The organism is Eoetvoesiella caeni (assembly GCF_003315175.1).
Classification (GTDB): domain Bacteria; phylum Pseudomonadota; class Gammaproteobacteria; order Burkholderiales; family Burkholderiaceae_B; genus Eoetvoesia; species Eoetvoesia caeni.
The window spans coordinates 88,873-112,783 of the sequence record NZ_QNRQ01000013.1; the positions used below are offsets into that span (position 1 = coordinate 88,873).

22 protein-coding genes are annotated in these 23,911 nt (G+C 55.9%); 13 read left to right on the forward strand and 9 right to left on the reverse strand.

Annotated elements, in window-relative coordinates; all coding sequences use genetic code 11:
- Positions 1–3 precede the first annotated feature (3 nt).
- From DFR37_RS18675 to catA, 3 genes are read right to left on the reverse strand one after another with little or no spacing between them, the layout of a single operon-like run.
- Positions 4–1,605: a GTPase gene (locus tag DFR37_RS18675; protein WP_113934695.1), complete on the reverse strand. Its 1,602-nt coding sequence runs from the start codon at positions 1,603–1,605 to the stop codon at positions 4–6.
- The gene (locus DFR37_RS18680; RefSeq protein WP_113934696.1) at positions 1,602–2,870 is read right to left on the reverse strand and encodes a GTPase; all 1,269 of its coding nucleotides are present in this window, start codon (positions 2,868–2,870) and stop codon (positions 1,602–1,604) included. The genes DFR37_RS18675 and DFR37_RS18680 overlap by 4 nt, the downstream gene beginning before the upstream one ends.
- 19 nt (positions 2,871–2,889) lie before the next feature.
- A complete protein-coding gene (catA, locus tag DFR37_RS18685; protein ID WP_113934697.1) occupies positions 2,890–3,828 on the reverse strand; it encodes a catechol 1,2-dioxygenase in 939 nt (312 codons plus the stop codon).
- Positions 3,829–4,339: 511 nt separating this feature from the next.
- On the opposite strand from catA, the gene DFR37_RS18690 reads away from it, so the two are divergent.
- From DFR37_RS18690 to DFR37_RS18710, 5 genes are all read left to right on the forward strand, one after another.
- Positions 4,340–5,620 (forward strand): ABC transporter substrate-binding protein, encoded by a 1,281-nt coding sequence (locus DFR37_RS18690; RefSeq protein ID WP_113934698.1) that lies wholly within the window; start codon positions 4,340–4,342, stop codon positions 5,618–5,620.
- A gap of 132 nt (positions 5,621–5,752) precedes the next feature.
- On the forward strand, positions 5,753–6,514 hold the full coding sequence (locus DFR37_RS18695) for an ABC transporter ATP-binding protein (RefSeq protein ID WP_113934736.1): 762 nt from the start codon (positions 5,753–5,755) through the stop codon (positions 6,512–6,514).
- The gene (locus tag DFR37_RS18700) at positions 6,511–7,221 is read left to right on the forward strand and encodes an ABC transporter ATP-binding protein (protein WP_113934699.1); all 711 of its coding nucleotides are present in this window, start codon (positions 6,511–6,513) and stop codon (positions 7,219–7,221) included. The genes DFR37_RS18695 and DFR37_RS18700 overlap by 4 nt, the downstream gene beginning before the upstream one ends.
- Before the next feature lie 68 nt (positions 7,222–7,289).
- On the forward strand, positions 7,290–8,078 hold the full coding sequence (locus DFR37_RS18705; protein ID WP_242341899.1) for a branched-chain amino acid ABC transporter permease: 789 nt from the start codon (positions 7,290–7,292) through the stop codon (positions 8,076–8,078).
- Positions 8,079–8,082: 4 nt separating this feature from the next.
- Complete coding sequence (locus tag DFR37_RS18710) at positions 8,083–9,066, forward strand: branched-chain amino acid ABC transporter permease (RefSeq protein ID WP_113934701.1); 984 nt, start codon at positions 8,083–8,085, stop codon at positions 9,064–9,066.
- Positions 9,067–9,089: 23 nt separating this feature from the next.
- Here DFR37_RS18710 and DFR37_RS18715 read toward each other — a convergent pair whose 3' ends face one another.
- On the reverse strand, positions 9,090–10,790 hold the full coding sequence (locus tag DFR37_RS18715; RefSeq protein WP_113934702.1) for a sigma-54-dependent Fis family transcriptional regulator: 1,701 nt from the start codon (positions 10,788–10,790) through the stop codon (positions 9,090–9,092).
- A 316-nt stretch (positions 10,791–11,106) separates the two neighbouring features.
- On the opposite strand from DFR37_RS18715, the gene DFR37_RS18720 reads away from it, so the two are divergent.
- The 6 genes from DFR37_RS18720 (at position 11,107) to DFR37_RS18745 (ending at position 15,860) form a co-directional block, all read left to right on the forward strand.
- Positions 11,107–11,319 carry a phenol hydroxylase subunit gene (locus DFR37_RS18720; RefSeq protein ID WP_113934703.1) on the forward strand — a complete coding sequence of 71 codons (213 nt, stop codon included), beginning with the start codon at positions 11,107–11,109 and terminating at the stop codon, positions 11,317–11,319.
- A gap of 67 nt (positions 11,320–11,386) precedes the next feature.
- Positions 11,387–12,382 (forward strand): ferritin family protein, encoded by a 996-nt coding sequence (locus DFR37_RS18725; protein ID WP_113934704.1) that lies wholly within the window; start codon positions 11,387–11,389, stop codon positions 12,380–12,382.
- Positions 12,383–12,436: 54 nt separating this feature from the next.
- Positions 12,437–12,718 carry an MmoB/DmpM family protein gene (locus DFR37_RS18730; protein WP_113934705.1) on the forward strand — a complete coding sequence of 94 codons (282 nt, stop codon included), beginning with the start codon at positions 12,437–12,439 and terminating at the stop codon, positions 12,716–12,718.
- Between the two features lie 56 nt (positions 12,719–12,774).
- Entirely contained in the window at positions 12,775–14,352 is a 1,578-nt protein-coding gene (locus DFR37_RS18735) for an aromatic/alkene/methane monooxygenase hydroxylase/oxygenase subunit alpha (RefSeq protein WP_113934706.1), read from the forward strand.
- Positions 14,349–14,705, forward strand: a complete 357-nt coding sequence (locus DFR37_RS18740) for a phenol hydroxylase subunit P4 (protein ID WP_113934707.1) — start codon at positions 14,349–14,351, stop codon at positions 14,703–14,705. The genes DFR37_RS18735 and DFR37_RS18740 overlap by 4 nt, the downstream gene beginning before the upstream one ends.
- A gap of 90 nt (positions 14,706–14,795) precedes the next feature.
- On the forward strand, positions 14,796–15,860 hold the full coding sequence (locus DFR37_RS18745; protein ID WP_113934708.1) for an NADH:ubiquinone reductase (Na(+)-transporting) subunit F: 1,065 nt from the start codon (positions 14,796–14,798) through the stop codon (positions 15,858–15,860).
- Here the strand turns inward: DFR37_RS18745 and DFR37_RS18750 are convergent.
- The 5 genes from DFR37_RS18750 to glcC form a co-directional block, all read right to left on the reverse strand.
- Positions 15,847–17,229, reverse strand: coding sequence for a saccharopine dehydrogenase family protein (locus DFR37_RS18750; protein ID WP_113934709.1), 1,383 nt, complete (start codon positions 17,227–17,229; stop codon positions 15,847–15,849). The two genes, DFR37_RS18745 and DFR37_RS18750, sit on opposite strands and share 14 nt — an antisense overlap.
- A 39-nt stretch (positions 17,230–17,268) precedes the next feature.
- Positions 17,269–18,372: a carboxynorspermidine decarboxylase gene (locus tag DFR37_RS18755; RefSeq protein WP_113934710.1), complete on the reverse strand. Its 1,104-nt coding sequence runs from the start codon at positions 18,370–18,372 to the stop codon at positions 17,269–17,271.
- A 6-nt stretch (positions 18,373–18,378) separates the two neighbouring features.
- Positions 18,379–18,765 (reverse strand): helix-turn-helix domain-containing protein, encoded by a 387-nt coding sequence (locus DFR37_RS18760; protein WP_113934711.1) that lies wholly within the window; start codon positions 18,763–18,765, stop codon positions 18,379–18,381.
- Between the two features lie 279 nt (positions 18,766–19,044).
- On the reverse strand, positions 19,045–20,109 hold the full coding sequence (locus DFR37_RS18765) for an aromatic ring-hydroxylating oxygenase subunit alpha (RefSeq protein ID WP_113934712.1): 1,065 nt from the start codon (positions 20,107–20,109) through the stop codon (positions 19,045–19,047).
- A 226-nt stretch (positions 20,110–20,335) separates the two neighbouring features.
- Positions 20,336–21,103 (reverse strand): transcriptional regulator GlcC, encoded by a 768-nt coding sequence (gene glcC / locus DFR37_RS18770; protein WP_113934713.1) that lies wholly within the window; start codon positions 21,101–21,103, stop codon positions 20,336–20,338.
- Positions 21,104–21,342: 239 nt separating this feature from the next.
- Here glcC and glcD point away from each other — a divergent pair, with 239 nt between their 5' ends.
- Entirely contained in the window at positions 21,343–22,842 is a 1,500-nt protein-coding gene (glcD, locus tag DFR37_RS18775) for a glycolate oxidase subunit GlcD (RefSeq protein WP_113934714.1), read from the forward strand.
- Positions 22,842–23,909, forward strand: coding sequence for a glycolate oxidase subunit GlcE (gene glcE, locus DFR37_RS18780; RefSeq protein WP_113934715.1), 1,068 nt, complete (start codon positions 22,842–22,844; stop codon positions 23,907–23,909). The genes glcD and glcE overlap by 1 nt, the downstream gene beginning before the upstream one ends.
- Positions 23,910–23,911: the final 2 nt, after the last annotated feature.

Genomic DNA, 23,911 nt, shown 5'->3' on the forward strand with positions numbered 1-23,911 from the left:
TCGTCAGGTTCGCAATGCTTGTTTGATCGCCTCAAGATGCAGCGTCTGCGCCGTAAGCAAGTCTTGCAGGCGCTTGCTCTCTGACGCGATCTGTACGATATGGGAGCGGCATTTTTCCATGACATTGTCCGCTAGGTTTTCCAGGATGGTTTGCACAGTCGTATGCAGCGCTGCATACAGGCGATCGTGGCTGATGCCAATGCCATGAGTTTGAGTCGCTAACTCTGTCGTGGATTCGTCAGTGGGGTTGTGGTCGGTTGGCGTGCCGATGTCAACGGTTATCTCTTCATAGCTGACATCGTGGTCGAGCGGGATTTTTATCGTTGAAAAATCCAGGTTCAAATCGTAGTCGGACAGCTCATGCTTTATTGTGTGCTTGACGGCATCTTGCAGCAATTGCGTTACTGTCCTGCATACGGCTTCTGTGTCGCGGGCTGAGGCATGCCTTTCCAGCAACTCGGGCAATGCCGGGATAACCGTACGCCACGCAGTCGTAATGATGCGTTTCTTTTTATATTCAAGCGACGCCTGTTCTGATTCCAGGGCATTATCCAGCCTTCTCAGGCAGGGCAGTATCTTAGAATTAAGGGTATGCAGTACATTTTCTTCAAGATGGTGAAGCAGTGTTTCGGCAGGCTTTCTTTGCTTGTACAGCAGTGCAGGTTCAAGGGTGTCTTTCAAGGCGGCATAAAGCCGCTCAAATCCGGCTTCTTCCATGGCTTGGGCGGTTTGCCCCTGGGTGCGTGCGACATGGGTCGAAATGGAAATCGGCTGCTTTAGCAAGGACGGGTCCAGCCCCATGGAGACAAGCTTTTCCAGTGCCCGCACGCTTACGTCATTTTCCTGCAAGCTGCGATTTTCCGTGGTTTTGTTACGCAATATTTTCTGGATTTTCCCGTCGACTTCGTCTTCGTCGATAACGTCGCTTCGCGTCACGAGAGGCAGCAGCGGTTTGTTCCGGTGCAGTTCACGGGCCAGTTCGTCCAGTTCCTGAACCTGTCCAGGCGAGGTGGAACTGCTTAGCCACAGGACGCCATCGGCGCTGTCCGTAATGCGCTGAGTAATTGCGGAATTTTCAAGGGTTATCGAATGCAGCCCCGGCGTATCAAGCAAGACAAGTGTCTCGCCCAGAATGATGCCTTGCGCCTGTGCCGTGGTTTCGGTTGCTCCCTCTTTGAAGGCGTCGGCAACTTCGGTGATGCAACCATTACTTATGCGGAAGTAGCGCAGTGCCTTACCATGCACCGCCATGCGTTCAGCCAGAAAGTTGCAAAACGAGCTTTTGCCCGCGTTGAACTTGCCGAATACCAGCAACATGACTTTATCGTTGAATGTATCGGCCAGTTCGTGTGCGGGCTCCAAAGCTTCCCATTGCCGGGTCCAGTCCTGCATGCTTGTCTGCAAACCGGCGTTGATGGCGAGCACATGTTTAGCCAGTGGGCTGTGTTGTTGCCATATTGCGCAGGATAATGAATGCGTAGCCAGGTCGTCGGTTAGGTGCGCAAGCCAGTTTTCCAGGCCGCTCAGGATTTCACTGATGTCGCGGTGCGAGAGTTCAAGTCCTTCGATCGCTGCAATAAAGCGTTGCTCGTGGTTTGCAGTCATGTTTGCGTGATTGTTTCCAGTTCATGCAATGCAGCCCAGGCTTTATCAGTGGTTGCAACGTTATGTTCTGCGTTGGTGATTTGAGCAAGCAAGGTCTTTCGGTCGGTTGAGATTTCGAAGTAGCGGGCGAACTGGCGGTGCAATGTTGCCTGCCCGGATGCGGTGCAGAAGATGTTGTTAAGGTCTTTGCGATACTTGACCGACACGCCCAGGACGGCCACCATGACCGAGTTCAGGCTTGCGGCGGCAGTTTGCTGTTCTGATGGCAGTTCAAACACGCCATGACGGGTCAGGGTGCCATTCAGATAGATGCATGCTTGTGAATAAGCGATCTGAAGTCGCGCGCGTTCGAGCTTCCCTGCGGTGAGTTTGAAACGATCTTCGGCGGCGTCGGGAATGAGGGAGTGATCGGTACCCGATACCTCCAGCGTTTTTTGCATGTCCTGTTCGACTTTGCCAAGTGCGTCGATGATGTCTTGGTCAAAGCGCTGCCGTTGCTGCCGTTGCTTGCTGTGCAGGTCGGCCAGTGTGCCGGCATAAGCATCGCTAAGGTGCCGTAGTTCGAGCCGGATCGTGTCCAGCAGCATTTGCTTTTCGTGGGCCCGGGCTTGCGGCACACGTTTAAGCGCTGCGCCCAGCGCCGTCTTCAGGGCAGGAATTCCGCTTTTATTTACCAGCAGGGCCTTGCCTTCTTGTACGCCTTTGCGATGACGAGTGGATGACACGATGTTCAAGGTCATGCCGGGTGCTTGCGTCAGAATAGCTTCGCTGACTTTTTTCAGCTGGGTGTCATCCGCAAGCTGGTCGGCCTGCGAAAGTATCAGCAGGGTCTGGCGTTGTGTGTTTTTGCCGTCAGCATGGAGTTCATGCAGCAGACAGCGTTCGGCTGTGTCCAGCTCACCTTCTTTTGCCGCATGGACAACAAGGCGGATGTCCGATTGCAGCCAGGCGGCTTGCACGGCTAGCCGGTCATCCTCGCTGCCGACATCCGCGTCCAGGCCCGGGGCATCCAGCCAACGCACATCATCATGCAGATGTTCTGCAAGTGCTGTAGTTTCCCGTTTGTCGGCGACTGCAAAGGTATCGTTGCCGATCAGCTCATTAAGCAACCGGCTTTTGCCATGGTTGAATTTTCCAATGACGGTCACTACGGGCGTGTCCTGGCCTGAGTTCAGCACTCGAAGGCGTGCAAGGTCGTGGGTGCTGTTTGGCAAGGCGGGCAGAATGTCACGTTCTGCCCTTGTCTGGATGTCTTGTTTGGACAATTCAGGCCTCTGGATGCGCTCAGGCTACAGCCAGGCGGGGGCGGTCAACGATTTGGGTGTCTTCGCCATCGATCAGCGCGCTGAGGGTCAGGTCAAATTCGATTTCAGCAAATGGGCCGCTTAGTCCGTTAGCCTTGATGCTGGCTTCGTCTGTGCGTTCGAACAGTGGTGGCACAAGGCCTTCCCGTGTTGCGTAGGCGAAGTCGTCGTTGAGCAGCGGGTCGCCATCGATATTTATCTGGGTGGTCAGCTTGCGATGCCCGTCAGCCGTGACAAAGAAGTGAATGTGTGCAGGACGATTGCCGTGGCGGCCCAGCAGATTCAGTAATTGCTGAGTCGGACCATCGGGCGGGCAGCCATATCCGTGGGGAACAATGCTTTGGAAGCGGTACTGGCCTTTGGCATCGGCAATGATGGTGCGGCGCATATTGAAAGGCGTTTGCTCGCCGGTGGGGTCGAAATGCGAGTAAAAGCCTTTGGTATTACAGTGCCAGACTTCGACCTTGGCTCCAGGCATGGGCGCGCCATCGGCACCACGCACAGTGCCGTGCATGATCAAGGTATGACCATTGGGGTCGCTGCCATCGTCCAGGCGCGCAAAGCCCTGTTCTACCGGGGCGCCGGAAACATACAGTGGGCCTTCAATAGTACGGGGTGTACCTGTTTTAGCACCCTGGCTCTCGTCTTCGGCGTCCATGCGCATGTCGAAGTAACGGTCAAAGCCTAGGCCTGGCGAGAGCAAACCTGCTTCGCCGCGCGCGCCGAGGGTATTCAGATAGGCAACTCCAGCCCAGTATTCGTCAGACGTAATATTAAGATCTTCAATGGCCTTGTACAGATCGGACACAATGCGGTGAATAATTTCTTTGGCGCGTGCGCTACCGGCTTTGCCGTCCAGGCCCGAGGCCAGACGCAGGAAGTCTTGAACTTCCGAGGAATCGAATATTTTGACGCTCATGGTGTCTCCTTCGGGAAAAATGAATGACGGCAGTCGCTGAGATATGACTTGCCATTAATTAGGTAATACTGGCGGATGATGCCGCGCGGATAACAACCGAGCTCTGGGCAGGATTGGGTAGCAGTGCGGCCTGTAGAAGAGATTAGGGCCGGACCTATATCCTTTCCAATACTAAATGCGTATCAACCTGTACCACAAAGGTATGGTGTGATTTTTATTCAGCAAAATCAATTGCTTAGAATTTGTCAAATAAGCAACCTATGGTTTACCCTAGTTTGAAAAATTTGGCGTTTATTGTGGGCTAATCCGCCCGAGCGGGTCGTTGTAGGCGCCTATGCGGCGTTGGCAGTAACCCGGCCCTGTGGTGGAGTCTTCAATGCAATGCGTAATTTCATGCATACCTCCAGGGTATCGTTGCAGATAAAAAAGATATTGGACGCTTGCATCAGTGTGGCGGAACATGCGACTCAAAGAGCATCGAATACAAAACATAAAACACTGGAGACAAACAATGACTGTCGATCAAAAGCGACGCACGTTGCTAAAGACGGGTGTGCTTGCCACGGCCGCCTCGGCTGCCACTCTTGGAGCCCCTTGGGTTCGCGCCGCGGGCAAGGATACTTTTAAAATCGGTTTCGTCAGCCCGGTAACGGGGCCCTTGGCCGTGTTCGCCGAGCCCGACAAATTCACCCTCGAGCAAGTAAAAAAGGCGGTTGCGGGTGGGATCGTATCAGGCGGAAAAAAATACGCTGTCGAGATCGTGTACAAGGATTCGCAGTCCAATCCCAACCGTGCCAGTTCGGCAGCGGCCGAACTGATATTGCGCGACAAGGTCGACCTGGTGGTGGCTGCAAACACGCCAGCTACAACCAATCCGGTGGCGGATCAGTGCGAGCTTAACGGCGTGCCGTGCATTACCAACGATACTCCATGGCAGCCGCATTTTTTCGGCAGAAAGGGCGACCCCAAAAAGGGCTTCGATTGGACTTACCATTTTTTCTGGGGCCTGGAAGACGTCATCGGTTCGTACAGCAGCCTGTGGTCGCAGATTCCCACGAGCAAAGCGGTGGGGGCCTTGTGGCCCAATGACGAAGACGGCAATGCTTGGGGTAATGAAAAAATGGGATTCCCCCCGGTGTTGGCGGCCAAAGGTTTCAAAACCATTGACAGGGGGCGCTTCCAGACGCCGATCAACGACTTCTCTTCGTTCATCTCCCTGTTTCGCAATGGCAACGTCGATATCGTCACAGGCGTGCTGCCCCCGCCGGACTTTGCCAACTTCTGGAATCAGGCCGGTCAAAAGGATTTCCGTCCCAAAATCGTTACCGTGGCCAAGGCCACCGAGTTTCCAGCGGCGGTCGCCGCATTTGGCGACCGCGCCGACGGCCTGACAGTCGAGGTTTGGTGGAGTCCTGCCCACCCATTCAACTCCAGTCTTACCGGGCAGACTTCACGCCAGCTTGCGGACGCCTATACCGCCGCCACGGGCAAGCCATGGACCATGCCTGTGGGGTTCAAGCATTCTCTCTTCGAGGTCGCTATCGACACCCTTAAACGGGCCGGGGGCAAGGACCCCAAGGCAATTCGCGACGCTATCGTAGCGACCCATCTGGACACTATTGTTGGTCCTATCGATTTCAAGACTGGCCCTGTTCCCAATATCAGCAAAACGCCGTTGGTTTCCGGCCAGTGGAAAAAGGGCAGCAAAGGGCTGGATCTCGTTATCGTCGAGAATAGTCTGGCACCTAATATTGCACGCCAGGCCGAACTGGAAGCAATTAAGTACGCTTAGTGTCCCAAGCATGACCTGGTGTACCAAACGGGGCACCAGGTTGGCGAAATTTCTGGAAACGTCAATGGGCGGTAAGGGCATGCGGCAGTGACTGTGGCCCGCCCTGGTGGGTGTATGCAGCAAAAAACCATAATGGATAAACAGGACGTCTCGCAAGCACGGCTGGACGATACCCCAATATTGCTTGCGCTGGATAACGTCAGCAAGAGCTACGGCGCGCTTCGGGTAACGCAAGAGGTTTCGTTTTCTGTGAAAGAAGGCGAAATTCTGGGGATATTGGGGCCGAACGGGGCCGGCAAAACGACGCTTTTCAATTTGATCTCCGGCGATGCCAGGCTGGATTCCGGAACTATCCTTTTTGACGGTGGGCCGATTGCGCACTTGCGTCCGCATCAACGATGCCGGGCGGGGATAGGCCGCAGTTATCAAATACCGCAACCCTTCAGCAATATGACCGTCTTCGAAAACCTGGTCACTGCCGCATGTTTCGGAGCCCGACTGCCAGAGCGCAAAGCTTGGGATCTGGCTGCCCAGGTGCTGGACGACACAGGCTTGCGCGTTTATGCCAATAAGCCGGCAGGAGGCCTGACCTTGCTTAATCGCAAGCGCCTGGAACTTGCCAGAGCGTTGGCCACTCAGCCAAAGCTGTTGTTGCTGGACGAGATTGCCGGCGGGTTGACCGAGCACGAAGCCATGGAACTGGTCGACGAGCTAAGGCGCATCAAGGCTGAAGGTACGACCATGATCTGGATCGAGCATGTGGTGCATGCCTTGATGTCGATAGCCGATCGCTTGCTGGTGATTAATTTTGGGGCCAAGCTTGCCGAAGGGGTGCCAGCCGAGGTCATGAGTAATCCCGAAGTGCGGCGCGTGTATATGGGGATAGACGCATGAGCGGCAACATCATGGAAACCTCGGGGCTACAAGCCAGCTATGGCGATTCGCAAGCTTTGTTCGGCATTGATTTCCAGTTGGCCAAAGGCGAGCTGGTTGCGATTATTGGCGCTAATGGCGCTGGCAAAAGCACGTTCATGAAGGCGCTGACCGGGCTGGTCAAGGTTCCGGCCAATTCGGTGTGCTTGCATGGCAAGCCGATAGGCGGACTGCCCCCTGGCGAAATCGTTCGTAAAGGGCTGGCGCTGGTTCCTGAAGGACGCCGGCTCTTTCCCAGCCTGACTGTCGAAGAAAACCTTTTGATGGGAGCATTTGCGCGCCGATCGGGGCCTTGGAATTTACAAAGGCTGTACAAGCTATTTCCCATTCTGGCAGAAAAAGCCAAACATCCGTCAACCTCGCTTTCTGGCGGTCAGCAACAGCTGGTGGCAATAGGGCGCGCCCTGATGAGCAATCCAGAAGTCTTGTTGTGCGACGAGCTATCGCTTGGTCTTGCACCTGTCGTCATCAAGGAAATCTACGACTCATTGCCGCTTGTCGTTACCGAGGGGATGAGCGTAGTCATTGTTGAGCAGGATGTGGTTATGGCGCAAACAGTTTCCCGGCGTATTTATTGCTTTCAGGAAGGGCGGGTTTCTCTGGAAGGCGCTAGTGGGGATCTGACCCGGGAGCAGATCAGCCATGCGTATTTTGGGGTCTGTTCATGATTGAAACTCTAGTTCAAGGACTGTTGCTGGGAGGGCTGTACTGCCTTTTCGCCCTAGGCTTGTCGCTGATGTTTGGCGTGATGCGCCTGACCAATATTGCCCAGGGAGACCTGATTGTTCTAGGCGGCTTTACGGCGATTGTGGTGGCGCCGATGTTGGGCATGAGCATTTTGGCAACCGGCGCGGTATTGATTCCGCTGGCGTTTGTTGTTGGTTATCTGGTGCAGAGGGGGATTTTAAGCCGGGCGTTGGACAAAGATCCGCTGCCTTCTCTGGTTGTGACATTCGGCCTGGCGATTGTCATTCAGAATGGGCTTCTAGAGGCGTTTTCTGCCGATCCGCGTTCTTTGGCTTCGGGCGGGTTGAATATTCAAAGCATTCATTTTGGAGAGCAGTTTGCGGTAGGTACGCTGCCGCTGATAATCTTCGCCGCCGCGGCGCTTTGTACCTTCGGAATGCAGATGCTGTTTGATAAAACATCTCTGGGCCGGGCATTTCGTGCTGTTTCCGACGATAAAGAGGTCGCAGAGCTTATGGGGTTGAATGCAAGGACAATTTTCGCAATTGCCACAGGCCTGGCATTTTCCCTGATTGCTTTGGCCGGGTTCTTTCAAAGCTTGCGTACTACGGTATCGCCTGCCGACGGCCCGCAGTTGCTGTTGTTTGCCTTTGAGTCCGTCATCATTGGCGGAATGGGCTCGTTCTGGGGCACATTCGTTGGCGCTATGGTGCTTGGCCTGACGCAGCAAATCGGCTTCAAGGTGGATCCGGCTTGGGGGATATGGCTAGGGCATTTGGTGTTTCTCGTCGTTCTGTTTGTACGGCCAAATGGCCTTTTTCCGAAGACTAAAGGCTGAAGCAATGAGTATTCATGTGATCCGCGGTACCAAGGGCAGCCAGGCCAGCCTTGGTGTTGGCGCACTCTTGTGCTTGATTGCCGCCAGCCTGCCATTTTGGGGTGAGTCCTCCTGGATGCGCGAATTCGTTGAGATCGCTTGTTATTTCATCTTCGCAATGATGTGGAACTTGTTGGCGGGCTATGGCGGTATGGTTTCGGTAGGACAGCAGGCGTTTTTTGGGCTGGGTGGTTATGCCATGTTAAGCATGAGCACCTTTCTGGGCATTAATCCCTTCGTGACCATTCCGTTGGCCGCTATTGCAACGGCATTGATTGCCTTGCCGGTTTCGCAGTTGGCATTTCGCCTGCATGGCGGTTATTTCGCGATAGGAACCTGGGTTATTTCCGAAGTTATTCGTTTGACCATTGCGAATGTTCCTGCCGTGGGCGGAGGCTCTGGAACCAGCCTGACCGCTATGCGCGGAATGGACCGATGGGTGCGTGAAAGCACGACGTATTGGGTGGCTTTAGCATGTGTAGTGGCTTCCATCGCAATTATCTACTTGTTCCTGCGCAGCAAGGAGGGTTTGGCATTGTTGGCTATTCGGGATAATGAAGCAGCGGCCGAAAGCCAGGGAATAGCTGTAGGCCGCATGAAGTTGGCGGTGTATTTGGTGGCCGCCTTTGGCTGTGGGTTGGCGGGTGCACTTTACTTTGTGAGTAATCTGCGCATAAGCCCCGACGCGGCTTTCGATGTGAACTGGACGGCTTTTGCTATTTTTATTGTCATGATCGGCGGTATAGGCCGGATCGAAGGGCCTATTATTGGATCTTTGGTGTTCTGGGCCCTGAACAAGTTCTTCAGCGATTATGGCACTTGGTATCTTATGGGCCTTGGAATTATCGCCATTGTCATGACCCTGTTCTTTCGGCAGGGTGTGTGGGGCTATTTGCACCGCAAGCTGGGCTTCGAAATACTTCCTGTCCAGCGCAGGCTCGGCGACTAGCGGAGAGCATCGAGACAGACTGATTACTCGTCATGTTTGTGGTGCCGTTGGGTAAGCCGGTAGCTTAATTGCGCACGTGTCAGCCCTATATTGCGCGCCGCCGCGGCTAGGCTGCCATCGGCTTGTTCGACGGCTTGACGCAAGAGTGCAATTTCCAGATCGTCGAACGACAAGCCGTTGCGTTGCATGCTTTCCAGTACGGAGGCTGCCAAGGTAGGGTCGGTATGCCTCTTGGTTTGCAACTGGCCGTTTGCGTTCACTTGGGTTGATTGGCCCGGTTCTGTCTCAAGATGTGGAAACAAGACCGACGCATCGATCTGCTGGCCGTGCGGAGTAAGTATCAATCCTCGTTCGATAAGGTTTTCGAGTTCCCGGACATTGCCGGGCCAGTGATGGCTGCGTAGCGCCGCTATTGCCCGGTCGCTTAGTCCGGCTACTTGCTTGCCGTGCAAGCCGATGAAGCGTTGCAGCAGGTGATGTGCCAGCGGCTCGATATCGTCGACGCGCTCGCGCAATGCGGGAATGCGGATAGGGTACACATTGAGCCGATATAGAAGATCGGCTCGAAAGCGTCCTTGCTCTATGGCCTGCTCCAGGTTTACGTTGGTGGCCGCAATGATGCGTACGTCCACCTTCCTGGCTTCGTGGCCGCCCAGACGTTCGATTTCTCCTGTTTGCAGAACCCGCAAGAGCTTGGCCTGCGCGGGCATTGGCAGCTCTCCGAGTTCGTCAAGCATCAAGGTGCCGCCGTGGGCGCGCTCGAAGCGTCCAATACGTGTAGCGGTGGCGCCGGTGTAGGCACCTTTTTCAGCGCCGAAAAGTTCGCTTTCGATCAGTTCGGAGGGCAGGGCTGCGCAATTGACGGCGACGAAGGGCTTGCCGGCGCGCGGGCTCATGGAGTGGAGGGCGCGGGCAAACCGCTCTTTGCCCACACCTGTTTCGCCGGTTAGAAGAACGCTTACCTGGGTGGGGGCGGCCTTTTGCAGAAGGCTGATGGTTTCCTTGAAGGATTTACTGTGACCTATCAACGGCCCTTCATCGTCTTCGGGTTGGCTTTCACTGCGCAGAGCCTGCACTTGTGAGTGCAGCTGTTCCAGACGTACCAGCATGGGGTCTTCGCTGTAGTCATGCGCCATGGCATCGCCGTCGGGCCATTGTTCGCGAAAGCGGCCTTCGATTTCACAGTGTGGTGCGCCGCATGCTACGCATTGGACTTCGCGGTAGAGCGTAGGCCTTTGGAAGAAAGCACTGGTGTAACCCGAAGCGTAGCCCAGCAACATCCAGCATACGGGTTCGCCGGTTGTTCCGGAATTTTCTCGTGCATGTGCTTGAGCTTCCCAACTGTCGTCCCAGCGAATGCGTGTATTCAGGGTGCCGGCGGCTTCATCGACTTCGAAGGTAAGCGGCGTAACCCGTACCGCTCCTTCCAGCATATGAAGTTGCGGGCCTACCGCGAAGGCGTCGAACAAGGAGGCGTCGGGACGCACTTGGCGCGCGAGGGGGCCGTCGCGCATGCCGGCGGCGTATCCAGCGCGCATCAGCAACCTGCGTGAGTGTTCCACACCTACCGACGAGATCAGCTCGCGACGTATGGCTTGCAGCGAGGCCAGATGCAGCAGCAGCATGCGTTGCTCGCCCAGCCAGATCAGGCCGTCGTCGGTGGAAAAATGCAGTAGTCGACGCAAATCAGCGTCTGACGGTATGGGGGGAACGGTTGCAGGCATTTCAATATTATCGAGGGTTTTACAAGAATAAAAACCAGATTTTGGCACTAGATAAAGCGGGACAGTTGCTTATATGAGCAATAGGTTAAAAGCGGCTTGATCATTTCAGCAAGGCCCTTAAAAAAACACAAAAGATGACGGAGTGCCGTGATGACTTTTGTTGGGTATTAACCCGTAGTCTAGATGTGAAAGTCCAAATTTAATCTCAGGTAAACCCTAGGTTTGTCGCTATTTTTAAGCTGTATGCAAAAGCTGGCATGGTGTTTGCATATATGTGGGTAGGAAGACACTAAAGCCAAGAATAGGAGTTCGCCTCATGTCCCCTCTGAAACCAATTTTTGAGCCTCAGCCGGCATCTGCGGCAGTCATGGCGCGGCGCCAGGTGCGAGTGTTGTCCAAGCGCGATAACGGCTTTATTGAATTTGAATTTTCGATTGGCTGGCCGGAGCTGGCGGTGGAGCTCATGATGACTGAAGAGGACTTCCTGGATTTTTGTAAAGCGCAGTCGATTCAACCTTCCGAGTACTAGTCGGCAGCGCTCGCAGCGCAGCGCCGTCCGCAATAAATAGATAAGCCCATGATCAGGAGACAGGTCCATGAATATTGATTTACAGGCACGCCAAATTCAGCCGCAACGCCAAACCTTCACGCGCGTTGCCGCATATACGGGCGACAGCAAGCCCGCTTCGCGTTATCAGGAAGCGACGCTGGGCGTTCAGTCCACTCACCATTTTCACTACCGTCCGACCTGGGAACCCGAGTTTGAACTGTTCGACACAGGCCGAACGGTCATCGCGATGACCGATTGGAACCTGTTGCGCGACCCACGTCAGTTTTATTACGCGACCTGGACCATGACCCGTGCGCGCCAGCAAGAGGCGATGGAAGCCAATTACCAGTTTGTCGAGTCGCGCGGGCTGATCGACAGGATGCCGGATACGTTGCGTGCCAAAGCTTGCGACGTGCTGATGCCTTTGCGCCATGTGGCCTGGGCAGGAAACATGAACAACTGTCAGATCACCTCGCGTGGTTACGGCACGCCGTTGACGGCTCCGGCGCTTATGCATGCGCTGGATCATCTGGCGGCGGCGCAATTCTTGACGCGCCTGGGATTGATTCTTGGAGAGCCCGATGTGCTTGAGGCCGGCAAGAGCGATTGGATGGAGAAAGCGCAGTGGCAACCGCTGCGCAGTTACGTTGAGGGTTTGCTGGTCAAGCAAGACCCTATGGAGCTATTCATTGCGCAAGGCTTGGTATTGGATGGCCTGCTTTATCCACTGATCTTCACGCACTTTGTGGATGACTGGCTGACGGTGCAAGGAGGCACGGCAGTGGCCATGCTTACTACCTTCATGCCAGAGTGGCATGCCGAATCGGCAAGTTGGATTGATGCCGTCCTGAAGGTATGCGCAGCCGAAAGCGAAAGCAATCGGGAGCAGCTGGGCGCTTGGTATGTGTCGCACTTGACGTCGGTATGGGAAGCCTTGGCGCCAGTGGCCGCGTATGCGTTGGGCGAGCAAGGCGAGTCCATACTGGCCGAGCTGCGCGAGAACCTTGATGTCCGTGCTCAAAAGCTGGGCCTGCCCCTTTGATTCACAAAAAAACTCCGTCGCTCACGACGAAAAGCCATATTAGGAGACAAGCTGATGAACACCCCTGTATCCAAGGTCTTTATAGCCTTCCAGGACAACGAAGAGTCGCGTGCTGTCGTGGATGCAATTTTGGCCGATAACCTGCAAGCCGAGGCTGTTTATTCGCCAGGGCTTGTAAAGATCGACTCCCCTCATCGCCTTGTGATCCGTCGAGCAAGCATTGAAGAGCTAACTGGACGGCCCTACGACTTGCAGCAAATTCAGATCAACCTCGTAACGCTATCAGGCAACGTTGATGAAAGCGATGATGAGTTTTCATTGACTTGGCACGCCTAGGGTTTGCCCAAGATTTTTGCCTGGATTTTGATTCATAGAAGCATAAAGGAGACAGCATGGACGCTACCGTTCGCAAGAAAAAACTCGGTCTGAAAGATCGCTACCGCGTCATGACGCGTGATTTGGCTTGGGACACCACCTACCAGCCAATGGACAAGGTGTTTCCCTACGATACTTACGAAGGTATCAAGATTCACGATTGGGACAAATGGGAAGACCCGTTTCGCTTGACCATGGATGCTTACTGGAAGTATCAAGGAGAAAAGGAAAAGAAGCTTTACGCCGTGATCGAAGCTTTTGCCCAGAACAACGGCCAGCTAGGCGTAAGCGATGCACGCTACATCAACGCGCTCAAGCTGTTCATCCAAGGGGTGGTGCCGCTGGAGTACTACGCGCATCGCGGTTTCGCCCATGCAGGGCGCCATTTTACAGGCGCCGGAGCGCGGGTTGCGGCGCAGTTGCAAGCCATCGACGAGTTGCGGCATTTCCAGACCGAAACTCATGCTTTGTCCAACTACAACAAGTACTTCAATGGCCTGCATAGCTCCAGCCATTGGTTCGATCGTCTTTGGTATTTGTCGGTGCCCAAGTCGTTCTTCGAGGATGGCCTGACTGCGGGACCCTTCGAGTTCCTTGCCGCAGTGAGCTTTTCGTTTGAGTACGTGCTGACCAACCTGCTTTTCGTGCCCTTCATGTCGGGCGCGGCGCACAACGGCGATATGTCCACCGTAACTTTTGGCTTTTCGGCTCAAAGCGACGAGTCGCGCCACATGACATTGGGTATCGAATGCATCAAGTTCATGCTGGAGCAGGACCCAGCCAACGTGCCTATCGTTCAGGGCTGGATAGATAAATGGTTCTGGCGGGGGTTCCGCGTGCTGACTCTGGTGGCCATGATGCAGGATTACATGCTGCCCAAGCGCGTGATGAGCTGGCGGGAAGCTTGGGAAATGTATGCGGAAGAGAATGGCGGGGCGCTGTTTCGGGATCTGGCCCGTTACGGCATTCGTGAGCCGCAAGGTTGGAAACAAGCTTGCGAGGCCAAGGACCATATCAGCCATCAAGCCTGGAATATTTTCTATAACTACACCCAAGCTGCGGCTTTCCATACGTGGGTTCCCGAAGAAAGCGAAATGCAATGGCTTTCAGAAAAGTACCCGGATAGTTTCGACAAGCACTACCGCCCGCGCCTGGAGTATTTGCGTCAAGAGCAGCAGGCAGGCCGGCGCTTCTATAACAATGCCTTGCCCATGCTTTGCACCGTTTGCCAGATTCCTATGGCCTTTACCGAGCCTGGAGACCCAACCAAGATTTGTTATCGCGAGTCCGACTACAAAGGCGACAAATATCATTTTTGCAGTGATGGCTGCAAGCATATTTTCGATCACGAGCCTGAAAAATACATGCAGTCCTGGCTGCCTGTACATCAGATCTACCAGGGCCATTGCTTCAGCCCGGACGTCGATCCGACTGCGCCCGATTTCGACCCGCTGGGCGCAGTGCTTGACTGGTATCGGCTTGAAAAGGGACGTGACAATATGGAGTTCGAAGGGTCGGAGGACCAGAAGAATTTCGCCACCTGGCGCGGCGACCCATTGCCCGGCTCGGCAGCCCCTGAAGGAGAATCCCTATGAGTGTGAAAGCCCTCAAGCCCTATGAGTTTCCGGCTCGCGATGCGCGAGCCAACTTCCCCCATCCGTTGCTTTTCCTGGGCTGGGAAGATCATTTGCTGTTTTGTTCGCCTGTGGCCATGCCTATGCCGTCCGACATGCTGTTCGGCGACTTGGTCGAGAAGGTCCTGCCGGGTGTTTATGGAATGCATCCCGATTTCTCCAAAATCGACTGGGACCATGTTCAATGGTTCAAGTCGGGGCAACAGTGGATGCCCGATCCGGCTAAATCGCTGGAAGCCAACGGTTTGGGGCACAAGGCGGTGATTCGTTTTCGCACCTCGGGCCTGACAGGCATCGGTGGCTCGTGCAGCTGAACTGACATCAAGATCTACGTTTCATCCACCGTGCGCGGCAAAGAAGTCCGCTGCGAACGGTGGGGTGGTTGAACCCTAAGAGTAAACATCATGACTTACCAACTGACACTTGAACCATTGGGCGCGACAATTGACGTGGAAGAAGGCCAGACCGTGCTTGACGCGGCGCTGCGACAGGGTATTTATATTCCCCATGCCTGTGGCCACGGCTTATGCGGTACTTGCAAGGTTCAGGTACTGGAAGGCGAAGTCGATAATGGGCAGGCGAATACCTTTGCGCTAATGGATATGGAGCGCGAAGACGGCATGACGCTGGCTTGTTGCGCCACCTTGATGTCGGATGTTTCCATCGAGGCGGATATTGACGACGAGCCCGACGCAGAAGTTATCCCAGTGCGTGATTTCAAAGGTATTTGCACGCGTATTGAACAGCTTACGCCCACTATCAAAGCGCTGCATTTCAAGCTCGATGCACCGATACATTATCAGGCTGGTCAGTACGTGCAGGTGCATATTCCGGGGTTGGGCGAAAGCCGTGCATTTTCGATTGCCAATCCACCGGGGCTTCAAGGCGATGCCAGCGAGATCGAGCTTAATGTCCGTTTGGTGCCGGGGGGCGCCGCAACCACATGGTTGCACGAGCAGTTGAGCGTGGGTGTGGAGATCACCATAGCCGGGCCTTATGGCCGATTCTTTGTGCGCCGTTCCGCGGCTAAACCCATGGTGTTCATTGCCGGCGGGTCGGGCTTGTCCAGCCCGCGCTCCATGATTCTTGAGTTGCTGGCCTCAGAGTGCCGCGACCCCATTACCCTGATCTACGGTCAGCGCAGCAAGGCTGAGTTGTACTACGATCAGGAGTTTCGCGAACTGGCGGAAAAACACCCGCATTTCACTTATATCCCGGTCATTTCGGACTCAGAGGCGGAGGATGGTTGGGCTGGCGCGCGCGGCTATGCCCACGAAGCGGCCAAAGCGCATTTCGACGGCTGTTTTGCAGGAAACAAAGCGTATCTGTGCGGCCCGCCCGCCATGATCGAGGCCTGCATCAGTACCCTGATGCAGGGCCGCCTGTTTGAAAATGACATCTATACAGAAAAATTCCTTTCGGCGGCCGATGCCAGCCAGACGCGCAGTCCGTTGTTCAAGCGTGTCTAAGCGGCAGGTCCGCGTCCAGGCGGGTTTTGAGGCTGGCGTCAACCTGTTGCGGTAGTTCGTGGTCGGTTGGCGTGGGCGCTATTGAGCTGATCGGCATGCTGCGCGTTTTGGAGACTGTTGCGGACTCGTCGTGCGGTTGCAGGACACGGTCGCCGCGCGAGTCGCGAATGCGGGTTACGAGCCCGATGCGATTCATAAGCTCAATGAAGGGCTTCGGATCCAACTCTTCCACGTTTGCCATGCGGCGTATATCCCAGGCGCCATCGGCTATCAGCATGGCCGCAGCAACAACGGGTACGCCGGCGGTGTACGAAATGGCCTGGCTGCCGACTTCTGCGTAGCTTTGTTCGTGGTCGCAAATATTGTAGATAAGGACTTCATGCGGTTTGCCGTTTTTCTTGCCCTTGACCAGGTCGCCAATGCAGGTTTTACCGGTGTAGTTGGGGGCGAGCGAGGCGGGATCGGGCAGGACGGCCTTGACGACCTTGAGCGGTACGACTTCCAGGCCTTCAGCGGTGCGAACGGGCTTTTCGGACAGCAGGCCCAGGTTCTTCAGCACGGTGAAGACATTGATGTAGTGGTCGCCAAAGCCCATCCAGAAGCGGATGTTAGGCACGCCCAGATTCTTCGACATGGAGTGCAGTTCATCATGCCCCGTCAGGTAAGTGGTGTTGGTGCCCACGACGGGCATGTCCCAGTCCTGGCTTCGCTCGAACATGGCATTGGCTTTCCACTGGCTTTTCTCCCATGACCATACCGTTGAGGTGAACTCGCGAAAATTGATTTCGGGGTCGAAGTTGGTGGCGAAGTAGCGGCCATGGCCGCCGGCGTTGATGTCGATGATATCGATCGAGTCCACGCTGTCGAAGTACGTGTCCAGCGCGTAGCGTCCGTAGGCGTTGACGACTCCTGGGTCGAAGCCCACGCCCAGGATGGCCGTTACGCCGGCTTGGCGGCAGGCCTCGCGGCGCTTCCATTCGTGGTTTTCATACCAGGGCGGAGCCTCGCACACCTTGTCGGGATCTTCATGGATGGCAGTATCCAGATACGCCGCGCCGGTTTCGATGCATGCCGCCAGGACCGACATGTTCAGAAAGGGAGAGCCCACATTGATGACGATCTGGCTTTTGGTTGCGCGGATGAGGGCCTTGGTGGCTTCGACGTCCATGGCGTCCAGTGCATGGGCCTGTAGACGGCCGGGGCCGCATTGACTGCCTTTTTGCTTGATGGAGGCAATAATGGCCTGGCATTTTGATAGCGTGCGCGATGCAATATGGATGTCGCCAAGCAGGATGTTGTTCTGGGCGCATTTATGCGCCGCGACATGAGCTACGCCGCCGGCGCCGATAATCAGAACATTGCGTTTCATTGGATAACCCCCCAAGATTCTAGAACAGGAGCAGTGCTGTCAGGACAGACTGTTGACGTAATCGTCAAAGGAAAATTCGCGCACGACGCGCACGGAGCCATCGGTTTCTTTGACGGCTATGGACGGCATATGGACGCCGTTGAACCAATTCTTCTTGACCATGGTGTAGCCGGCGGCATCGCCGATTGAAATGCGGTCGCCGACTTCCAGGGGCTTGGCAAAGCGGGCTTCGCCGAAGATGTCGCCCGCCAGGCAGGTCTTGCCGCAAATCATATATTGATGCTCGCCGGTATTGCTGCCGATAGGTGCCGTTTCGCGGTAAATAAGCAGGTCCAGCATATGGGCTTCGGTCGAGCTGTCCACCACGGCCAGGTGCTTGCCGTTGAATCCAACGTCCAGGACGCTGACTTCCAGCGTGGTGCTGTGGCGCACGGCGGCCTCGCCCGGCTCAAGGTAGACCTGCACGCCGTAGTCTTGTGCAAATCGGCGCAGGCGCTCGCACAAGGCGTCTACGGGATAGCCCTGCTTGGTAAAGCTGATGCCGCCGCCCAGGCTGACCCACTTCAGCTGCTTCAGGATATGGCCGTAGCGCTGTTCTACTTGTTCGAGCAGGTCGTCGAAGCGCTCGAATTCGTTGTTTTCGCAGTTGTTGTGGATCATGACGCCATCCAGCCGGTCGATTACCGACAGAATGCGCTCGGGGTCGCCTTCGCCCAGCCTGCTGTAGGCTCGGGCAGGATCGGCCAGGTCGAAGCCGGCGCAACTGACGCCGGGGTTTAGGCGTAAGCCCACGGGTTTGCCCTGGGCAAACGATGCGAATCGTTCGAGCTGGCTGACCGAATTGAAAATGATTTTGTCGCAGTGCGCCACGACTTCTTCGATTTCGTGGTCGGCATAGGCGACGCTGTAGGCGTGGGTTTCGCCGCCGAACTTTTGGCAGCCCAGCTTGACTTCGTACAGCGAAGAAGAGGTAGTGCCGTCCATATGCTCGCGCATCAGGTCGAACACCGACCAGGCGGCGAAGCACTTCAGCGCCAGCAGGACTTTGGCGCCGGAGTGCCGGCGGATATAGCTGATGGTTTCAAGATTACGCAGCAGCGCGGACTTGTTGATGAGGTAATAGGGTGTCGGTATGGTGTGCATCGTGAATCAGGAAACTGGCTGACGGCTGGAGCCGATGGATTTTGCAAAGTGGTTCTTGGGCTGCGAAACAGCTTTTTCACCCAAGTGCTCGACGATAAGCGGCGAGCGGTTTGGAAACGTGGCAAGGATGTGCAGGGTGCCGCCGACGCTTTCGATGTAGTGCTGCAAAGTTGAAACCAGCATGTCGTTCCGCTTTTCGATCCGTGAAATAGTGCCCTGGCCCACGCCCAGCGCAATAGCCAGGTCTTCCTGCGTGTGCCGGGTTGCTTTGCGCAGGTCTTTCAGTGTTTCCACCTGGATGGCGTTGATCTCGATCGGCGCGCTACTGGCACCTTTTCGTCGCGGCTTGTCGCCAACGGGCGCCGTTTTGGCCTTCTTGGGCTTTTGGGGCATGGTGAATCCTTTGCGTCGTAACGTCGATGCCGGCAACCTATAGCGCGCGCATCGTCTTCAGAGGCTGAATGATATATGCTTTTAAGTGAATATGCAAAGAAATGCATATTGTGCGAGAGTTTATGCTTATGGAGCAATGCTGTTTTCAGCGCAAGCAGAGCGTTTAGTAGGTAATTCCGGCCCCTATGTTCTACCCGTATGATGTATTCCAAATGAGAACGCGCGCCGTTGGCGCGCGTTCTCACTCATAGGTTATGGGAAAATTTTCTCGGTAATGTATTAGCCGTTGACTACCCTTGGGGCTCGGGTGTCATCTTTCCTTGTTGCTTCTTCGTCTATTAATTTCTTCAAGAGCCTGCGCACTTTGACGGGGGCTACGTCATTCGACATAAGCACAGGGTTCAGGCCGAAGAAGTCGTTCGTGCCCATTTCATCCTGAACTGCTTGAATAATGGGTCCGTCTTCTGTGATGAAGGCTTCATGCATCGCCTTGATCTTCATGGCGTTGTATTCGGCGTCTTCGACGTTATGGTTGCGTCTTGTCGCAAAGAAATAATGCGTGCTGTTCTCTGTTTCCGGAGTTGTGGTGTGCAGGTCGTATTGCCCGATACATTCGTCGAGGCTCTTATCGCCCTGAACCGCGCCCACCGATAACTGGATGTTGGCTGGAGGCGTCCACGTAATGTCGAAATAGTGGCGAGCCTCTTCTTTTGGCTCGGGCAAGAAATTGGCGAATATCATCATGGCCGGGGTCTGCTTCCACTCCCAGCGGGCAGAGATTGCTTTTTCTTTTTCTTTGATCTGCGGAACTTGTGGCGATAGTTGGCCGCGGGTAGTGATGATTTCTCCATGAACATGGTCGATATGACTCAAGTCCATGACATTATCGATGATGAGCTCGTAGTTGGCGTTCATGTGCATATAGGTATAGCCAACGCTATTGGGGTGACCTGTTTCGAGTTCGCCGAAATCGGGCAGCATGTCGAGGTCGGCTGCTTCGTCACCCATCCATATCCACAGGAACCCGAATCGTTCTACTAGTGGAAAGCTTTTGACCTGGGCGGCTTTTGGAATATGGCCTTGTCCATGTGGGTTGTGGGTGCACTTTCCACTGCAATCGAAACGCAAAGCGTGGTACAGACAGACCACGTCATCGCCCAGGCGCTTGCCTAGGTGCAAAGGTGCGAATCGGTGAGGGCAGCGGTCATGTAACGCTACGGCTTGCCCATCTTCCTTTCTGTAAATGAGGATTGAGGTGTCTAGAATTTTTCTATGGAAGAATTCCGTAGCATCGACCTCGTTCGCCAGGGCGGCAACGTACCAGGCATTTTTCAGGTAGCTCATATTTGTCTCCTAAGACGCTATCTATACTTTAAGCAGTGGTTTTTTCTTGTGTTGAAATTATGGTGGCGAAGTTTTGTGGCGTCTAATGCTATATGGAGGCAAATTCATACCTATATAGTATGGATTGTGGCGAAGTGCCGCGTGGCAGATAGGTTTATGCTTTGGAACTCTCGTTCCGCGTGATGGCGCTTTAACGATGTCGCTTGCGTCCACGGAAAGCACCGGCTCAATCCCAGCCGTCAAGCCGCAGCGTGGCGCGGACTAGCCGTTGTTCTTCCTGCTCGATCTCTTTGAGGTTGGCGCGTACGCTGCGAATATGGTTGACGGCCGCTTTGTGGGCCTGGTCGGGAAGCTGGCCTATGACCGCATTGAACAGCCGCGCATGCTGGCGGTCGATCTGCTGCTTTTGCGCCTTGCGGTGATAGAGATTGTTGACCGAGGCGAAGACGGAGCTTAGCAGCAGGTCGTTGAGCGAGTTCAATGTGTGCACCAGCACCGGGTTGTGCGACGCTTCGCATATGGCCAGATGAAACGCATGATCCAGCCGGGCAAGCGCCAGGGCGCTGGTTTCTTGGCCATGCGCGGCCACCAGCTCTTCATAGCGGCGGGTAATCAGGATGAAGTCCGCCTTGGTGCCCCGCTGAGCGGCCAGCCTGGCGGACTCGCCTTCCAGCAGTTCGCGTACTTCCAGCAGGTCGTACAAGGCGCGGGGCTGCGAGCTTAACAAGTGCATCATGGGCGCCTGCATGGGCCTGGCCATCAGGTTGGCGACGATCGATCCTTTGCCTTGCGATGTTTCGATCAGGCCGCGTGCCCGCAAAAGCTTGAGCCCTTCGCGCACGGCGGACCGCGACACGCCGAATTTTTCGGTCAGGCGCCGTTCGGACGGAAGCGATTGGCCCGCCTTCAGGACATTGTCGATAATCAGGCGCTCTATGCGTTCAGCCACGACGTCGGCCACTTGCCGCTTTTGCGCTTCGGTGTTGTTTTTCATGCCGTCATATTACTGGTATGACCAGTAGTTTCAATGATATTCATGCGAGCAAAGGTAGGCGATGTATGGCTATATAAAGCCTTCGAATTCTACGCGGTGTTTCACTGCCTTGGCAATAAACTGGCCTGACCAGTTTATCGGCGTATGGACAAGCCCGGCCCGATGATGGAATATCGCGTTGCTGCAGGCCATGCATACATGCCGCCGTGGCGGAATTGGCGGCGCAACAGGGAACACCCATGAGCATTCTTTATGATGAACGCGTTGACGGCGTATTGCCGGCAGTCGATCGTGCTGGCGCACTGTCGCAATTGCGCGAATTGCTGCCCGGCGTGCGAATTCTGCACGAGGCCGAAGAGTTGCGGCCCTATGAGTGCGACGGTCTGTCCATGTATCGAACAACGCCGATGCTGGTTGTTCTTCCCGACACCGTCGAGCAGGTCCGGACGCTATTGAAGTTTGCCTGGGACCAAGGTATTCCGATAGTGGCCCGCGGGGCGGGAACAGGATTATCGGGGGGCGCGCTTCCACTGGAGAAGGGAATTTTGCTGGTGATGGCGCGCTTCAATCGGATTTTGGCCTTGGACGCGGATGCCGGCACTGCGACGGTGCAGCCCGGTGTGCGCAACTTGGCGATTTCGCAGGCGGCCGCGCCCCATGGGCTGTACTACGCTCCCGACCCATCCTCGCAGATCGCTTGTTCCATTGGCGGCAATGTTGCCGAGAACGCCGGCGGCGTACATTGCCTGAAGTACGGCCTGACTCTGCACAACATACTTCAGATCAAGGTCCTGACTATCGACGGCGAACTCCTGACCTTGGGCTCTGAAGCCCTGGACTGTCAGGGCTTCGATCTGCTGGCGCTGTTTACCGGGTCCGAAGGGATGCTGGGCATTGTCGTCGAGATTACCGTGCGATTGCTGGCAAGTCCCCATAGCGCAAAAGTCATGTTGGCCAGTTTCGACGATGTCGAAAAGGCCGGTGGGGCCGTGGCGCAAATTCTGGGCGCGGGAATAATTCCGGCTGGCCTGGAGATGATGGACAACCTGGCCATTCGTGCGGCGGAAGACTTCATTCACGCTGGCTATCCGGTGGAGGCCGCGGCCATCCTGCTGTGCGAGCTGGATGGCGCCCAGCTTGATGTTGCCGAAGATTCCCAGCGCGTCGAAGCGATTCTATTGGCGGCGGGGGCCACGCAGGTCCGGGTGGCCAAGGACGAAGCCGAGCGCCAGCGTTTCTGGCTGGGGCGCAAGAATGCCTTTCCGGCCGTGGGGCGCATCTCGCCCGACTACTACTGCATGGACGGCACGATACCGCGCCGCGAATTGCCGCGAGTGCTGAAGCGCATTGCCGAATTGTCCGCGTCTTTTGGGCTGCGGGTGGCCAACGTGTTCCATGCCGGCGACGGCAATATGCATCCCTTGATCCTGTTCGATGCCAATACACCGGGCGAGCTCGAAAAGGCCGAAGCTATCGGCGCAAAGATCCTGGAGTTGTGCGTCGAGGTGGGCGGCACAATTACAGGCGAACATGGCGTTGGGCGCGAGAAAATCAACCAGATGTGCACGCAATTCAATAGCGACGAGCTGGAGTTTTTCCACGCAATCAAGGCGGCGTTCGACCCCAAGCGGCTGCTGAATCCGGGCAAGAACATTCCGACCCTGCAGCGCTGCGCTGAGTTCGGGGCTATGCATATTCATGCAGGGCAACTTCCTTTTCCAGAGCTGGAGCGGTTCTGATGAATACTACGATCGCGTCCATGGACGATAGCGGCAGCCTGATCGAACAAGTTGCGGCGGCGCTGCGGAATCGAGTCCCTCTGCGAATCCGCGGCGGCGACAGCAAGGCCTTTCTGGGCAGGCGCATCACTGGTGAAGAGATCGACCTGCGGTCGCACCGGGGCGTGGTCAGCTATGACCCAACCGAGTTGGCCATCACGGTCCGGTCCGGTACGCCGGTCACCGACCTCAACGCGCTGCTGGCGGCCCAGAACCAGATGCTGCCTTGCGAGCCCCCCGTCTTCAACGGCGCGGCTACGGTCGGCGGCATGGTCGCAAGCGGATTGGCGGGCCCGCGGCGGCCTTGGGCGGGCTCCGTGCGCGACTTCGTCCTGGGCTGCCGGCTTATCACCGGGCAGGCCAAATCTTTGCGCTTTGGCGGCGAGGTCATGAAGAACGTTGCCGGCTATGATGTGTCGCGGCTTATGGCGGGCAGCTTCGGCTGCCTGGGCATACTGACCGAAGTTTCGCTCAAGGTCCTGCCCAGGCCGCGCGCCAGCCATAGCGTCAGCCTGGAACTCTCGGCCGCCGAGGCGCTGCTTAAGCTTTCGGCATGGCGCCGTGCGGCGGTGCCCGTGACAGGCGCCTTCCATACTCAGGGAAGGCTATATATACGCTTCGAAGGCGGAGAGGGTTCGGTGCGCGAGGCGCTGGCCCTGGCGGGCGGCGAAGAGGCCGACCCGTCCATTTGGGAAGAACTTAGAGAGCAGCGCCTTGACTTCTTCGGCGGCGAGCGGCCGTTGTGGCGGCTGTCAGTGCCCGCCCTGGCCACGGTCCAAGGCTGGCCGCAAGACACCCTGTTCGACTGGGGCGGCGCCCAGCGATGGGTCAAGAGCGACGAACCGGCGTCGGCGCTGCGGGAAATGGCCGAGAAGGCAGGCGGTCATGCCAGCTGTTTCACGCCCGTACCGGGAGTGGAGTCGTTGCACCCGCTTGGCCCGGCCTTGCTGCGCTTTCATCAGCAATTGAAAGCCAAGATGGATCCGTGCGGGATATTCAATCCTGGGCGCATGTATGCCGATCTTTAAGG

Coding starts and splice junctions, on each gene's coding strand:
- DFR37_RS18755 (WP_113934710.1), bottom strand. CDS start 18,372: ATGCACACCATACCGACACCCTATTACCTCATCAACAAGTCCGCGCTG.
- DFR37_RS18765 (WP_113934712.1), bottom strand. CDS start 20,109: ATGAGCTACCTGAAAAATGCCTGGTACGTTGCCGCCCTGGCGAACGAG.
- DFR37_RS18720 (WP_113934703.1), top strand. CDS start 11,107: ATGTCCCCTCTGAAACCAATTTTTGAGCCTCAGCCGGCATCTGCGGCA.
- DFR37_RS18740 (WP_113934707.1), top strand. CDS start 14,349: ATGAGTGTGAAAGCCCTCAAGCCCTATGAGTTTCCGGCTCGCGATGCG.
- DFR37_RS18750 (WP_113934709.1), bottom strand. CDS start 17,229: ATGAAACGCAATGTTCTGATTATCGGCGCCGGCGGCGTAGCTCATGTC.
- DFR37_RS18735 (WP_113934706.1), top strand. CDS start 12,775: ATGGACGCTACCGTTCGCAAGAAAAAACTCGGTCTGAAAGATCGCTAC.
- DFR37_RS18705 (WP_242341899.1), top strand. CDS start 7,290: ATGTTTGGCGTGATGCGCCTGACCAATATTGCCCAGGGAGACCTGATT.
- DFR37_RS18760 (WP_113934711.1), bottom strand. CDS start 18,765: ATGCCCCAAAAGCCCAAGAAGGCCAAAACGGCGCCCGTTGGCGACAAG.
- DFR37_RS18725 (WP_113934704.1), top strand. CDS start 11,387: ATGAATATTGATTTACAGGCACGCCAAATTCAGCCGCAACGCCAAACC.
- glcC (WP_113934713.1), bottom strand. CDS start 21,103: ATGAAAAACAACACCGAAGCGCAAAAGCGGCAAGTGGCCGACGTCGTG.
- DFR37_RS18700 (WP_113934699.1), top strand. CDS start 6,511: ATGAGCGGCAACATCATGGAAACCTCGGGGCTACAAGCCAGCTATGGC.
- DFR37_RS18730 (WP_113934705.1), top strand. CDS start 12,437: ATGAACACCCCTGTATCCAAGGTCTTTATAGCCTTCCAGGACAACGAA.
- DFR37_RS18745 (WP_113934708.1), top strand. CDS start 14,796: ATGACTTACCAACTGACACTTGAACCATTGGGCGCGACAATTGACGTG.
- glcE (WP_113934715.1), top strand. CDS start 22,842: ATGAATACTACGATCGCGTCCATGGACGATAGCGGCAGCCTGATCGAA.
- DFR37_RS18695 (WP_113934736.1), top strand. CDS start 5,753: ATGGATAAACAGGACGTCTCGCAAGCACGGCTGGACGATACCCCAATA.
- DFR37_RS18715 (WP_113934702.1), bottom strand. CDS start 10,790: ATGCCTGCAACCGTTCCCCCCATACCGTCAGACGCTGATTTGCGTCGA.
- catA (WP_113934697.1), bottom strand. CDS start 3,828: ATGAGCGTCAAAATATTCGATTCCTCGGAAGTTCAAGACTTCCTGCGT.
- DFR37_RS18690 (WP_113934698.1), top strand. CDS start 4,340: ATGACTGTCGATCAAAAGCGACGCACGTTGCTAAAGACGGGTGTGCTT.
- DFR37_RS18675 (WP_113934695.1), bottom strand. CDS start 1,605: ATGACTGCAAACCACGAGCAACGCTTTATTGCAGCGATCGAAGGACTT.
- DFR37_RS18710 (WP_113934701.1), top strand. CDS start 8,083: ATGAGTATTCATGTGATCCGCGGTACCAAGGGCAGCCAGGCCAGCCTT.
- glcD (WP_113934714.1), top strand. CDS start 21,343: ATGAGCATTCTTTATGATGAACGCGTTGACGGCGTATTGCCGGCAGTC.